General features: G+C 55.9%; 9 protein-coding genes. 5 read left to right on the top strand and 4 right to left on the bottom strand.

Going from position 1 to position 14,884, the window contains the following annotated elements:
• The first annotated feature begins 109 nt into the window (after nucleotides 1-109).
• The gene (locus ENH71_RS13890; RefSeq protein ID WP_317622424.1) at nucleotides 110-961 is read left to right on the top strand and encodes a mechanosensitive ion channel family protein; all 852 of its coding nucleotides are present in this window, start codon (nucleotides 110-112) and stop codon (nucleotides 959-961) included.
• Between the two features lie 170 nt (nucleotides 962-1,131).
• Here the strand turns inward: ENH71_RS13890 and ENH71_RS13895 are convergent, their stop codons facing one another.
• Both ENH71_RS13895 and ENH71_RS13900 read right to left on the bottom strand, forming a co-directional pair.
• A complete protein-coding gene (locus ENH71_RS13895; protein WP_294136403.1) occupies nucleotides 1,132-2,373 on the bottom strand; it encodes a sensor domain-containing phosphodiesterase in 1,242 nt (413 codons plus the stop codon).
• 118 nt (nucleotides 2,374-2,491) lie between these two features.
• Nucleotides 2,492-3,550 (bottom strand): phospholipase A, encoded by a 1,059-nt coding sequence (locus ENH71_RS13900; protein WP_294136399.1) that lies wholly within the window; start codon nucleotides 3,548-3,550, stop codon nucleotides 2,492-2,494.
• A gap of 102 nt (nucleotides 3,551-3,652) precedes the next feature.
• Here ENH71_RS13900 and ENH71_RS13905 point away from each other — a divergent pair, with 102 nt between their 5' ends.
• Entirely contained in the window at nucleotides 3,653-5,254 is a 1,602-nt protein-coding gene (locus ENH71_RS13905; protein ID WP_294136397.1) for a carboxylesterase/lipase family protein, read from the top strand.
• A 35-nt stretch (nucleotides 5,255-5,289) separates the two neighbouring features.
• Here ENH71_RS13905 and ENH71_RS13910 read toward each other — a convergent pair whose 3' ends face one another.
• Nucleotides 5,290-6,183: a LysR family transcriptional regulator gene (locus ENH71_RS13910; protein ID WP_294136395.1), complete on the bottom strand. Its 894-nt coding sequence runs from the start codon at nucleotides 6,181-6,183 to the stop codon at nucleotides 5,290-5,292.
• A 136-nt stretch (nucleotides 6,184-6,319) separates the two neighbouring features.
• Here ENH71_RS13910 and ENH71_RS13915 point away from each other — a divergent pair, with 136 nt between their 5' ends.
• Nucleotides 6,320-7,201, top strand: a complete 882-nt coding sequence (locus ENH71_RS13915; protein WP_294136391.1) for a pirin family protein — start codon at nucleotides 6,320-6,322, stop codon at nucleotides 7,199-7,201.
• 107 nt (nucleotides 7,202-7,308) lie between these two features.
• Entirely contained in the window at nucleotides 7,309-9,081 is a 1,773-nt protein-coding gene (locus tag ENH71_RS13920) for an SLC13 family permease (protein WP_294136389.1), read from the top strand.
• Nucleotides 9,082-9,110: 29 nt separating this feature from the next.
• Here ENH71_RS13920 and ENH71_RS13925 read toward each other — a convergent pair whose 3' ends face one another.
• Nucleotides 9,111-11,255, bottom strand: a complete 2,145-nt coding sequence (locus ENH71_RS13925; protein ID WP_294136387.1) for a BamB-related PQQ repeat family beta-propellar protein — start codon at nucleotides 11,253-11,255, stop codon at nucleotides 9,111-9,113.
• 103 nt (nucleotides 11,256-11,358) lie between these two features.
• Here ENH71_RS13925 and ENH71_RS13930 point away from each other — a divergent pair, with 103 nt between their 5' ends.
• Complete coding sequence (locus ENH71_RS13930) at nucleotides 11,359-14,865, top strand: 7TM diverse intracellular signaling domain-containing protein (protein WP_294136385.1); 3,507 nt, start codon at nucleotides 11,359-11,361, stop codon at nucleotides 14,863-14,865.
• Nucleotides 14,866-14,884: the final 19 nt, after the last annotated feature.

Consider the following 14,884-nt stretch of genomic DNA (forward strand, 5'->3'; position numbering starts at 1 on the left):
TCGCAACTTCATTGCTATCATTGGTGCGATACAGTGAGCTTGAGTTTGACAGCCGCGTCACAAGTATAGGTTAATAGCCGCAATTAAATAACAAGGTAGGAGCTAGGCAATGGAGGCGTTACAAAATCTCGACCTGGGTAATCTGGACGTTAGCACCGAGGTGCTGCTGGCGTTCGCCATGACTTACGGGCCCAGAATTATCGGTTCGGTTCTGACGCTGGTACTGGGCCTGTGGCTGGCCGGACTTGCAGGCAGAGTCGTCAAGGCTATGCTGAGTCGGGGGAAAGTGGATCCGTCGCTGGGGTCATTCCTCAGCAGCCTGTTATCGATCCTGCTGAAGGTGCTGGTTTATATCACCGCGCTGGGTGTCCTCGGCATAGAGATGACCTCATTCATCGCCATTCTTGGTGCCGCCGGTCTCGCCATAGGTCTGGCGCTATCAGGCACGCTGCAGAACTTTGCTGGCGGTGTCATGATCCTGTTTTTCAAATACTTCAAGGTGGGCGATTTCATCGAAGCCCAGGGTTACATGGGCTCGGTCAAGGAAATTCAGATCTTTGTCACCGTGCTGACAACGCCCGATAACAAAACCATTATTTTGCCCAATGGGCCGCTGGCCACCGGATCATTGACAAATTTTTCGACCGAACCGCTACGCCGCGTCGACTGGACATTCGGTATTGCCTATGGCGACGACGTCGACAAGGCTTATGAAGTACTGGGCCGCCTGATCGCAGATGACGAGCGTATCCTGAAAGATCCGGCGCCTTTCATGGCGGTGTCGGCGCTGGCCGACAGCTCCGTTAACATCGTGCTCAGGGCATGGGTCAATGCCGGAGATTTCTGGCCGGTACACTTTAAAATGAATGAAATGGTCTATAAAACGTTTGATAAAGAAGGATTGAGCATTCCGTTCCCGCAACGGGATGTCCATATATACCAGGCGGGACCGTCTGAGTAGATTCGTTATGGACCATGTTCGTTATGGGCCATGGCTATCGTGCCGCTGCATATCGCCGGTGTTACCGATATATTTCCCGGGTTTTGAGTTCGCAGGATAGTCCTGGTAGGTAAAATGATTAATGTGCGGGCGGTCGCCATGATCGCCTTGCGTTGTTCCGCTGTATCGGGTCAACGCTCAAAAAGTATATCGCAGCAGATAATGTAGTCACCGTCCTCAATTCGGGTCATCACTGACAGCGTGATACATAGCGTGCCGTCGGAGATCGAGAAGTACGGGGGTGTTATCTGCATGTTGCCCGGGTTCTGTACCGCATTGACAAAATAATCCCGTCGTTTCCAGCTTGCTCCGTGAGTGTCAGAGAGAACACGAAGCCGGTTCCTCGTCGGTAGTTCAATATTGGGTGAGTCGAGGTTGGAGTAGCACTGGCTGCCGTCCGGCGCCAGTTGATACAAACGGATGGTGCGGTCGAGTCTGAACATACCATTGGCAATGTCGGTGACCTGATTTTTCTTCTGTGCGCCGATGGTAAGCGCCGCGAAACGATGGCTGTAGGGAGACAACAGCAAGCGCTCGTCCTCGCTGCTGCGTAAAGTCAGTTCGTCAAAACTGTTGTACAAGGACTTCCACAGGCCGCTGCGTGTCGCCACCGACTCTGATAACAGGAATGGATGGGCGAAATAGAAACCCTGCACCAGGTCGACCTGAGCATCCATGGCGGCCATTGCTTCATTCTCGGTTTCAATTCCTTCTGCCAGCACGATGCACTGGCAATTGTGCAGCATACTGGTGACACCTTTCAGTAGGGCCTTGACGCTGGGGTCAATTCCGGCTTTTTGTAGCATGCCCCGGTCCAGCTTGACGATATCGGGCTGGATGCGCCAGATCCGTTCGAAGTTAGAGTGGCCGGCGCCAAAGTCATCTATGGCAATCAGGAATCCCATGTCCTTGTATTCCTTGATCTGGGCTTCCAGCTGCAGTTCGTCATCAATAGTGGACTCCAGTATTTCGATGACAATCCGGTTGGGGTTGTAATTTTTTTCCTGCAGCAGTTTACTCAGAAAGGCGCTGAACGTTTGCTTTTGTGACAGGGTTTTGGGGTCAACATTAAGGAAAAGCCAGGCATTGGGTGGGTCTATTGCGTAAAAATTTTCCAGATGAATGATCTGACAAAGCTTGTCCAGTTCGAAGATGGTGTTTTCTTCGCGCGCACCAAAGAGAATGGCCGGGGGTATGATCTGATCGTCGGGGGTAATGGCTCTTACCAGGCCTTCAAGTCCGACTATGCGTCGATGGGCAAGGCTATAGATCGGCTGGAACGCTGAAATAATGCGCAGGTCGCCGTAGTGAGCGCAGTGGTTGCCACGAAAAAATCCCAGCGTGATTGAGTTGTCTGCTGCTGGTGAAGTCACTGCTTGCCCCTACGTGCGTCCATCGTGTTCATACCAGTTCGTTTCCTGTCCCTGGACCAGATATGGTCGAACTCCGCTTTGCAGTGTCCATCGAGCTCAAACTATCACCCCTGGTTTATCAAAGCGACAGGACTTCAAGCGGGAAGTATAGTCCTGCGCGCAAGCTGCGCGTTTTCTGATTATAGGAAATCAGTGCTTCTCCGTATCCCTCATAATAACTGATAAAGAATGCGCTATTTACCCAGGGCCGGCGATAGCTGATATCGAACTGATAACTGTACTTTTCCACTTCATTGCCTTTGATCAGGCGAAGTCTGAGCTGGGTGCGGTCATTGGGGCTGAATTTGAATGTTGCCTCACCCTGGCCCAGGTAATCGGTGATGTCAGTATTGGTGGCCTCGTCGCCGATGACACGCCACAATTTGATATCGACGCTAAGCCCGGGAAGCAAATCGAACTCTCTTTGCACATAGGCGCGATCCCAGCTTCGGGACTCGGGTCCTTGCTGGCCATTGGATTGATGCTCAATGCCTACGATATCAACAAACGGAAACTTGCCGGCAAGCGGGCGAGAGGGTTGGTCAAAGCGCCAGAATATTTCCGGATTGTAATTGTGCTCGGCAAAGGGTTGAGATTCTTCCGATATATCCCACCAGGAGCGTTGCGAATAACCAAATCCCAGCGGTGCCAAAAACGTCAGGTTGGTGATCTCTTCAAATAAATTGAATGTCAGCCCCAGTTCAAACTTGGTATCCAGCCGGTTGCCACTGAAAGGGGGGGATCCGTCCGCCGTCCTGGCCCGGCCAAAAACGATATAGTTGTCTTTGTAAGGACGGAAGAAACGACTCAGGTCATTGGCAGGCTCAACCATGATACTGCTGCCGGGGTCGTCGGTGACACTGGCGACGCCGGGTTGTGGCTCATCGGCCGACGCTGGTTGCTCACACAAGGCAAACAAGTCGGAGACGCTGAGATCGATATGTTCGGGTTTGACGACCTGTTGCTGAACACAACTCTGCACGTCCGTCGATACACCGGCGGCATGGTCCTGCGCGGAGGCCCAGGCGGGCATGCTCAGGGCCAGTAAACAGGCAAGTGCACGCTGGCGTGAAGGCCGGCGTGACAGGTGGGACTGATACAAAGTGTGCCGCCACGCGGCCAGGTTTGACGTGATCATGGCGCACAGTTTACTGCATACTCTTGTCAAACACACGAGTGCGATGCCAGACTTGCCTGTCGATCGAATTACAACACAAGCTGACGAGAGGACACGCAAGCAATGACAATAACAAGTCCAGGCCCATTCAATCCATCCCGGCTCGCCCGGCTGACGTGCTGGTTTGGCGTAGGCATGCTTGTTGTGCTTGCGGGTTTCGCCAATGCACAGCCCGGTCACCCGTTGGCAGAAACCACTCACGGCAAACTGCTGGGAACGCTGTCAGAGCGGGCACCGGCGGTGAGTGTTTTCAAAGGCATTCCTTACGCCGCGCCGCCGGTGGGTCAGGCGCGCTGGCAACCGCCCGCAACAGCCGAGAGCTGGACCGGTGAGCGCATGGCCGACACGTTTGGTCCCGACTGTATGCAACAACCCTACCCGGAAGGTTCCTTTTTTTACCGCCCTGCGCGATTGACCAGTGAGGACTGTCTGTACCTGAATGTGTGGACTGCTGCTGAACCGGAAGAAGCGCGGCCGGTCATGGTTTGGCTGCATGGTGGCGCCCTGACCCGGGGCTCCGGCGCCATCGATACTTACGATGGCAGCAGTCTGGCGCAAAAAGACGTGGTTGTGGTCACCATCAATTATCGGTTGGGAGTATTTGGGTATTTTGCGCATCCCGAGCTGGTCGCCGAGTCTGCTGAATTTTCGGCCGGGAATTATGGCATCCTGGATCAGATCCAGGCGTTGGAATGGGTACAGGAAAACATCGCCGCATTTGGTGGTGACCCGGACAATGTTACTGTGTTTGGTGAGTCTGCGGGTGCCTGGAGCGTACATTTTCTGACCGCAAGCCCGTTGGCTGAAGGCTTGTTTGACAAGGCCATCGCGCAGAGCGGTGCGCGCCTGGACCCGCGCGTGGAACTGGACCGCCAGGGCAGTGCCGGCATGTCAGCCACGGCTGCGGGTACTCAGCTGGCCGGGCGTTTGGGCGCCGGCTCTCTGAGTGACCTGCGTGCAATGCCGGCGCGTGACCTGCTTGATGGTGCGGCCGAGCAGGGATTTCGCAGTGATGGAATTGTCGATGGCTGGGTGATTCCAGAGCAACCCTACCAGATGTTTTCACAGGGTCGCCAAAACAAGGTGCCGGTGCTGGTGGGCTTTAACAGTGACGAGGGCACCACGCTGGGCGCCGCCAGTACCCTGCCCGATTCTGCGGAGGCTTATGAGGCGCGCATAAGATCGGTGTATGGCGATTTCGCGGACATGATCCTGGACGTTTATCCGGCCGACGACATCCGCAAATCCACGCTCGACAATTATCGTGACGGAGCCTTCGGCTGGAATATGGTGACCTGGGCCAACCTGACGCGCAATGTTGACGAATCAGCGTATCTGTATTTTTTCACCCACCGGCCGCCGGGCCCCATGGCTCAGGAGTTGGGGGCATATCATGCGGCTGAAATAGCCTACGTGTTCAACAATGTGCACACCTTGCGCAATCAGGCATCAGCCATGGATTATCGCCTGGCCGACATTATGTCGGACTACTGGGTGAACTTTGCCCACCACGGCGTCCCCAGTGCGCCGGGGCAACCACAGTGGCTGCCCTACAGCAATGCCGAACGGCATTACCTGTTGTTAGGAACGCAGGTCAGTGCCGAGCAGAATCTGTTGCCGGACAACTGGGCGATATTTGATCGCGTTATGGATCGTCGTCGCTGAGCCAGGCTGCAATGTCTGCAGCTTCGCATCGTTGCTCATTTAACGAAATGTTGCTGGAGCAGGTCGGCCAGGGCAGAGGTTGCCGGGCCGCAGCTATCGCTGGACGCCATCATCATGTAGATGGGCAGCTGCCGTTCGGCGCCCAGGCTGAGTGGCACAATCTTGAGGTCGCCGTTTTCGATGTCCTGTGCTACCCAGTCGTAGGGGACAAATGCGAACGCCAGGCCGGCGCGCAGCACCTTGAGGCTGGTGGAAAAGTGGCTGACAGTCCAGCGTTGTTCGGAGCCGAGCCAACCTGCATCCTGTTCGCGGCGGGTGCCGCTGTCACGGAGTACTACCTGGCGCCAGGTGCGTAGCTCCCAGTCGTTGATACCAGCACTGGCTTCGGTCTGGCACAGGGGATGGTCCGGATGTGCGACGGCAACCATGCGAATGCTTTTTAGCGGCGTGCCCAGGTGACCAACCGGCACCTGGTTGCCCAACACTATGTCGGCTTTTTTTTCCAACAGGGCTTCGGTCGTGCCGGACAACTGTGTCTCAAGCAAGCGTAAACGGGTCATGGGATACATCGCCGAAAACCGCTCGAGCACGGGAATCAGTTGGCCCGGTTCCAGCAGGCCATCAATCGCCAGGACTATCTCCGATTCAATGCCGCGAGCCAGCAGTTGGGCGGTTTGCTCGGCAGCGTCGGCCTGCGCCAGCAATTGTGTTGCCCGACGGTACATGACTTTGCCTTCGCGGGTCAGCACGGCTTTGCGGCCTGCCAATTCCAGTACCGGCGATGGCAGCAGTTCGTTCAGTCGCGCAATGGCGTAACTGACACTGGATTGGCTTTTGTTCAGGGCCTCTGCCGCGTTGGCAAAGCTGCCTTCGTCTACAACGGCTTTGAAGGCGGCCCATTGCTCCAGGCTGATTCGTGGTAATTTCATAATCATGCCCTGCCGATGAAATGCGGTGATAGTTCGGATTATTTAATGTTTAGGCCGACAAAATTGCATCATATCATCAGTTAAATGGGAGTAACATCGGTGTCATTAATCATCATGTCGATGACCGGAGGTTAAAATGAACACAATGATTAGCACTGTTAAAGCAGTACAGGAAATTATCGCTGCCCGTGCCTCATCAGACGGCGATGGCGTCAAACTGTTGCGCGTATTCGGCGGTACCGGTGATCCGGCCCGGTTCGATCCCTTTTTGATGATGGATGAGTTCGGTTCTTACGATGCCAGCGACTATATTGGTGGTTTCCCGCCGCATCCTCATCGTGGCTTTGAGACCATTACCTATATGCTTGAGGGGCACATGGAGCATCAGGATCACATGGGCAACGTGGGTGATCTGCGCAATGGTGATGTTCAGTGGATGACTGCGGGAGCGGGCATTATCCACTCGGAAATGCCGAAACAGACAGAAGGCCGCATGCGCGGGTTTCAGGTGTGGCTGAATTTGCCGTCACACAGCAAAATGCAGCCACCGGCTTACCGCGATATTGCCTCGGCCTCAATTCCGGTGGCAGACCTGTCCGGTATCCGCGCAAAACTGATCGCCGGCAGCGCCGACCTGGACGGCCAACCGCTGGACGGACTGGTGTCGCGACCTGATACCGACCCGGTGTATCTGGATCTGGTGCTCAGCGACAACACACGCACGCACACGCTAAAAGTGCCGGCGGGCCACACAGCTCTGGTCTATGTCTATGAAGGGGCTGCGGCGCTGGGCGATGCAGGCACGCAGGTCAAGCGCGGTCAGGTTGCCCGCCTGGATCGGGACGGTGATACGATCACGATAACGCCGCAGAACGCCGATACACGATTGGTAGTGTTGGCAGGCAAACCCCTGCAGGAACCCATCGTGCAATATGGGCCGTTTGTGATGAACACGCGGCAGGAGATCGAACAGGCATTAAACGACTACCAGCGCGGCGAACTGGCAAAAGCTTTTTAGTCTGCAATGGAATATCTTAATGTTTAAATATTCTTTTATGGAATAAAAAACTTGCTCTATACTGTCATCTCATTGGGCCTAACCAATATTGCAAAAAGAGGCAGAACATGGAGTGGCAAGGCTGGTTATCGCTGGGGTTAACCCTGAGTGTGCTGGGTGTGTTGATCGTGACGCGGCTGGCACCTCACGTCGTGCTGCTGGCCGCCCTGGCCATACTGAGCATGACCGGCGTGCTTAGCGCCGGCGAAGCGCTGGCGGGTTTTGGTAATCCGGGTCTGATCACGGTGGCGGCAATGTTTGCCGTGGCCGGCGGCCTGCACGCCTCCGGAGGTATTGACCTGCTGGTCAACAAGTTCCTGGGGCGGCCCAAAACGCTGCGCGGGGCCATGTTCAGACTGTTTCTACCCGTGCTGCCGCTGAGTGCTTTCCTCAACAACACGCCTGTGGTCGCGACCATGATCCCTGCCATCAATGCATGGTCACGCAAAATAGGCATCGCACCCTCTCGTCTGCTAATGCCACTGAGTTATGGCGCCATCGTCGGCGGCACTCTGACCATGATCGGTACCAGCACCAATCTGGTGGTGTCCGGACAGTATGAAGCGCTAACCGGCAACGACGGCTTTGGTATTTTTTCGATTACCCTGGTCGGGCTGCCAGTGGTAGTCGTGTCGGTAATTTTCATGTTGCTGGTGTTGCCGCGCCTGCTGCCCGATCGCAGCGCCCGGCGTCCGTTCGCCAACATGCGGGAATTTACCGTCGAGGTGGCAGTTGATCCTCACGGCCCACTGGTGGGCCTTACTGTGGAGAAGGCGGGATTGCGCGCACTTGAGCGCCTTTACCTGGTCGAAATTCTGCGCGGGGATACGGTGGTGACGGCAGCGCCATCAGAAGAAATACTGCTGGCCGGTGATCGCCTGGTGTTTGCGGGTGAAACCGAAGCGGTCACGGACCTGTTGCGGATTCATGGTATTACCGCGTCGGTAGGCAATGGCAACGATGCCTTGATGCAGGATCGCGCAGAGCGTCGCCTGGTAGAAGTGGTGGTTTCACAATCCTGTGCTGCCGTGGGAGAGACCATCCGCAGTTCGCGGTTTCATGATCAATATGGCGCCATTGTGCTGGCGCTGGCACGCAATGGTGAGCGTATCGCTGGTAATCTGGGGAACATCATCATCATGCCGGGCGATACCATGTTGCTTGAAGCGAGGCCGGCATTTGTCACCCGTCAGCAGTACAACAAGGACTTTCTTGTCGTCAACGATCTGGACAAGGAAACGCCCCGGCATGAAAAGGCGTTGCTGTCCTGGGCCATTCTGCTGCTAGCCGTGGGTGGTGCGGGGCTGGGCCTGATATCCATGCTTAATGCAGCGTTGCTGGCCGCCGGGTTAATGCTGGCGACTGGCTGTCTGACCATAAGCCAGGCCGAGAAAAGCCTGGACTTGCCGGTGCTTATTACCATTGCTGCTTCCTTTGCGCTGGGCGCCGCGCTACAGAAAACCGGCGTGGCAGCGGAGCTGGCATCAACCCTGGTGACGCTGAGCGGAGGGCGGCCCTGGCTGATGTTGATTCTGATGTATGTTGCCGTATCACTGCTGACGGAAACCATCACCAACAATGCCGCCGCCGTGATCATGGTGCCGTTGGCGTTGGCGATCACGCAGCAGGCCGGTCTGGATCCCGAGCCATTCATGTTCGCCATCATGATCGCGGCATCTGCAAGTTTCGCGACGCCGCTGGGTTACCAGACCAATTTGATGGTGTACGGACCGGGCGCCTACCGCTTCAGCGATTTTCTGCGGGCGGGCATTCCAATGAATATCATTGTCGGCATTACCACGATCGGTGTGTTGCTGGTGGGTTGGCCGTTGCGGCTATAGCGAAGAACTGACGCCGCAACGGCCCTGTCTCATGGCAAGGAGAATACGTAAACTGCATTGCCATCAGCCGGTGGTGACAGATCTGGTGCTACTGCCCGTGGCACCATGCGCGGGCTGGTGCCGCCATTCGCCGTAGTCACCGCGATGTACTGCTTTCCGTCAATGCTGAATGTCAGTGGATGACCTTGCACGGCGGTGCCCAGTCGGGTCTCCCAGACGATCTCGCCGTTGCGGACATCGAAGGCACGGAAGCGGCGGTCCAGGTCACCCACAAAGGCCAGGTCGCCCGCCGTTGACAAAACCCCGGTGATAAATGACGCGCGCTGCTCATAACTCCATAATTCGGTTAATGAACTGACGTCATACGCCGCAAGTTTACCCAGATTGCCGTTGGTACCCGGCATTTCATGGAAACGTCGATTGGACGCTAGCCCTCCGGAGCCTTCGACCAGTTCCACCGCTCGTGCCCGATTGTCCAGACAAGTCTGGCTCAACGGGGCGATCAGGGCACCGGTGGGTGCGTGATAACTCATTGCATGCCAGTTCTTGCCGCCGGCACTACTGGGGCAGGCGTTAACCCATTCATCGAGCTGTGCATTAATGATGTCATCGCGATAGGTGACCGCGCCGGTGTCCGGGTCAATATGGCTGAAAACATTCTGGTACATGGTTTCGGTGTAACCCAGAAACTCTCCTGTTTCACGGTCGTTCTTCCACAATATGCCGTGTTTGCCGATGGACAGCACGAGCTTGCGTCCGTCCCGGTCTACCAGGACGCGCTCGAACACTTCGTCAAGATCCAGCGCTTCACCAGGGACATGCTGGAAGTGCCAGGCCAGTTCGCCGGTGTCCACATCGATGGCCAGTGTCGAGTTGGTGTACAGGCCGGCATCGTGGATGGACATGTGGCGGCTGGGTGGCGCCCATGGCTTGGCCTGGGCAACACCCCAGTAGGTCAGGCGGGACTCCGGGTCATAACTGCCGGTAATCCAGGTCTCGCCGCCGGCCCGGAAGATATCCTCGAGTCCGCCCCAGGTATCGCCACCTGCCTCGCCGGCTTTGGCGATGGTGTCAAAGCGCCACGCCAGTTCACCGGTATCGACATCGTAAGCGCTGATATAGCAGTTTTCAGGAATATAGCTGGCACAGCCAGCCAGTCCGATGATGACCTTGTCGTCGGCAATGAGCGGTCCGCTGGAGTTGGCAAAACCCTTGTCACTGTCGGCGATGGTGGCTTCCCAGACCTGCTCGCCGGTGCGCGCATCCAGCGCGATCAGTCGGGCATCGGTGGTGGCCTGAATAATCTTGTCGCCATGGATGGCGATATTCCGCATATCCTCGCCGGTGGCGGGACCGGCAGCGTGCTCCCAGATCAGTTCACCGTCGCGTGCATCCAGCGCCTGCACGACATTACCCGGATTGATCAGGAACATGATGCCATCATAAACGATGGGGGCGGGCTCGGAATCCCCGGTGTGCATGTTCCACACCCATTCAAGCTGCAGATCCTCGACATTGGTCAGGTTGATCTGGGCCAGTTCACTGTAGCTCCACGCCTGTGGATTACCGCGCCACATCAGCCAGTCATCAGGTGACGGGTTAGCCAGTGCGGCTGCACTGACGGGTTCGAAGTTTGCAATGGTGCCGGCCACGGTGACACCTGTGGGTGCGGCGTTGTCACGATCCATCGCGGCAGGAGTGCCGGCGAGCGTCGCGGACCGTGGCATGTCGTTGAGCGCTGTTGCGGTGTCGGCAGACAACGGCATGGATCCGGCGGCGACGCCGTTGCTATCCAGAATATGTGCGCTGATGTTCACGTAGTCGGTCGTGCGCAGTGCCGGCGCGCCGCCGGGTGGCATGCTGGTGCTGATCAGTTGAATCAGGGCGCTGCTGGCCTGGCCGCCCCAGCGCGTGGTAAAGGCCTGCCCGCTCAGGGCGGGCCCGGCGGCGCCGCCATTCAGACTGGCGCCATGGCAGGACGCACAATAGGTCTGATAACCGACTTCGCCTTGTTGCGCCTGTCCTGCTGTGAATGTGGCAGCAGTATTGCCCGGCTGGCCGGCTTCGGCAGCGCTTTCGATGCCGCTACAGGCACTGACTGTCAGCATAATCGACGTCGCCGCCAATACCGGCAGCCAGCACCTTGTGGCTGGATTTGTTTTGGCATGTAGCATGATAGGATCCGTTAGTTTTATTGTTGACGTAAACTCTATATGATTCTGGGTGTTGAGTACATAACGAGCTGAAGTTGCGAAAAAAGTGCGGGAAAAGATACGGATGCGACAAAAACACGCATGGAAAATCTGTCTGGTCTGGCTGACTTGTCTGTTCTCGTCGGGTGCGGCCGCGCTGGAGCTGGACAGTTTTTCAGGCGGGTTGGTTCCGGGCAGTGAACTGATTCTGTTTGAGGATGTGGGCGCAGAGCTTGACTTCGAACAGGCCAGGGCACAGCTGAGCGTCGCGGGTCTGCCCTGGGTGGCGCCCGGCCAGCCCAATCTGGGTTATCGTCGCAGCGCGCTCTGGGTCCGGGTGGATCTGAATAATCGGTTTGAAGAGCCCAGAGACTGGGTCGCCTACATTGGTTTTCCCAATCTTGATCGCGTGGATTTTTACTATCAGGATAGCGACGGTGCCTGGCAAAGCCATGCCGCCGGAAGCGCCTTGCCTTTCCGCGCCCGCCACCTGATGCACCGGAGCATCAATTTCGAGTTTCAGGTGCCCCCTTCCGAAGCCATGTCCATCTATTTTCGCGTTGAAAGTACCGGATCCCTGCAGTTTCCATTGGCGCTGGCCAGCACTACGTTTTTTGCTTCCGAAGCGCAACGGACCCTGTTTACATCCGGACTGTACTACGGCCTGATGCTGATGATCGCGATTTACAGCTTAGGGGTCTGGTACACCAGCCGGGAATCGGGCTTTCTGTATTTTGCGCTAGTGGTGGTATTCGGCAGCCTTTATTCCCTGTCGACCCAGGGTCTGGCTTACCAGTATCTGTGGCCGGAAGCACCCGGGTGGGCGAATCGTTCCACCGGTGTGTTCAGTCTGATCGCCAGCGTCGCAGGTATCCTGTTTGTGCGCTCGTTCCTGAATCTTAAATCTCTAGATCACCGCCTCGATCGCGCTGCGCGACTCTTTGCCGTACTGGCAGCCCTGGGGGTTGTGGCCAGCCTGGTGGTGGCGTCGAGTCTGGTCAACCGAATGGCGCTGGGTTTTGTCGCTGTGTTTACATTGTTGGTCACAGTGTCCGGGCTATTGGCGAAGCGTCGATTGGTCAGGGCGGCGCGGTTCTTTGTGTCAGCGTGGACGATACTGCTGATTGGCATCCTGCTGGAATTATTGCAGCGCATGGGCGTCATTATTCCCCCGTTGCTGGCGTACAACGGTATCCAGATTGCCACACTGGCGGCAGTCACCGTGTTGGCACTGGGTTTGAGTGACCGGCTGCAGGACATGATGGAAGGCTACAAGTCCGCACAACACGATTTGTTGCGGGCAAATCAATTAAAGATTGACGCGTTGCAGCAGGCGGACAATGTAAAGGAAGAGTTTATCGCCAACGTGTCGCATGAATTACGCACACCACTGACCGGTATTATCGGGCTGGCGGAAATCATGCTGGCTGACCGCTCGAGTGATCTGAATGCGTCGCAGCGGGAAACCCTGACATTGATGAAAGTCAGCGCCCAGCGTCTGTCCAGCCTGGTAAATGATGTCATAGATTTCTCCGCCATCAAGAGCGGGCATTTGTCGCTGAACAAACGGGATGTAGACCTGAAACAGGTTTGTGCCGTCGTCGCCCGTATGACCCGGCCGCTGGTCGGCGACAAACCGATTAAGCTGGCTGAAAGTTACCCGGCTGCCCGGATTATTGTTGAAGGTGACGAGGACAGGTTGCAACAGGTGTTGTTCAATCTGGTCGCCAATGCGGTCAAGTTTACGCCTCATGGAACTGTCACCATTGCCGTAGAGGTGCTGGAGCTGGATGTCAGAGTGTCGGTACGGGACACCGGTATCGGCATTTCAGCGGCAGAGCAGAGCAAGATATTTAAACGTTTCTATCAGATCGACTCTGATGAAGCACGCCAGGCCGGTGGCACCGGCCTGGGGCTGTCTATTTCCCAGCGCCTGCTGGAGCTGCATGATTCCGAGATTGTACTGCGGAGCACACCTGGGGAGGGCTCGCTGTTCTATTTCGATTTGCCGCTGAAAAAAACATTACCGGAAACCAAAAAAACCGGCAGATCCGCAACTCACGGCAGTTCTCAGGATGCTCGTGATGTCATCGCTTCCAAACCAACTGAGCTGGCCGCAGCCGTACAGGCGACCGGCATGAGTGTTGAGCGTCGCAGCAACCAGGGGCCATTAGATATCGATGCTGACGCTATCGCCGAAGGCGAGTCCGGCAGCAAGGGTGCACGAGGGCAGATGCAGGGCAAGATTCTGGTTGTTGACGATGAGTACCTGAACCTGCGCATCGTGGAGTCGCACCTTGCTGACCAATACCAGCTCACAACTGCGCTTAGCGGGGCAGAAGCACTGGAGAAGCTCAGTAACGAAAAACCGGACCTGATCATTCTGGACCTGATGATGCCGATCATGACCGGATACCAGTTTTGTCAGATCGTACGTAAGCGGTATGACTCGGATGACTTGCCTATTGTCATTCTGACGGCCAAGAACCGGGTTGAAGATCTCGTCAAAGGTCTCAGCCTGGGGGCAAACGACTATATTACCAAGCCGTTCAGTAAAGAGGAGTTGCGCATACGCATCGACAAGCAGTTTGAATTGCTGAATCTTACCCATGTCAAACGCGATAACCAGCGATTGAGCTGGCAGTTGCAGCGTTACGAGGAAAGTGAGAAACGCTTGCGTGAACGCGAACAGAGACTGGCGGCGCTATTGGATGTGACCGGTGACCCACTGTTGGCTATCGACGAAGCCGGTATTGTCATTTTTATCAACAATGCTGCCGAACAGCTCTTGCAGGTGAACGGGGAATCCTGCCTGCAACAGTCAGTCAATCGGGTATCTGACCAGTTGTTGCCACGCTCTCCGGCACTGGCAGATGCTGTGCATTTTCCGTTTAATGAAGACCGTATCTCCCGCCCGGGTAACACCGAGTATTTCGATTTCGAGCTGGAAACGGTGAGTGGACGCTTCTGTCTGCTAACGTTAAGCCAGGTTGACCAGGAATTCTATTTGTTGGTATTTGAAACCAGCGTTGCCCGGACTGTCAGTCAGGAACAGGAGTCGGAAGCGCCGGATACACTGAGCCTGCCACAGATTATCGAAGAAATTAATCGCAACGTGGAGCGTACCCAGCTGCTGGGTGAGTACCTTTCGCAGATTAAACCTGAGGATCTGCGCAAGCATAAGGATCTGGCTGATGAGTTGGGTCATATCGATAAGTTGATTACTCACCTGTCTGGCACCCTGATACCTGATGACGATGACAACAGTGAATTGAAATACCGTGAAGCGTTAGTCAAAGTAATGCAGGACTGTCATTATTACTGGCAGAAGGTGACCGGAGAGTCGATAATTGATCTGGCCGAAAAAAGTCGGATCTGGAGTGTCAGTATAGATAATGGGCGCTTGCGCACACGCTCGATGAACCGTTATCTGTCTCTGGACAAACTGCCTGCAAATCCGAGATGGCGTCAGGTCGCCCGCACAGCCTATTTTGTTCTGTCCAAAGTTTCTGCTGATGAAGAGGCAAGAAAATCGCTGGAAACGTCGGTAGCGAATTTGCAGGAGATCGTTGAGCAGAAGGCGCTTAATTGATGGTAAGTCTGGCGTCGCT

Origin of the sequence: Pseudohongiella sp., assembly GCF_011050365.1 — a bacterium.
Lineage (GTDB): Bacteria > Pseudomonadota > Gammaproteobacteria > Pseudomonadales > Pseudohongiellaceae > Pseudohongiella.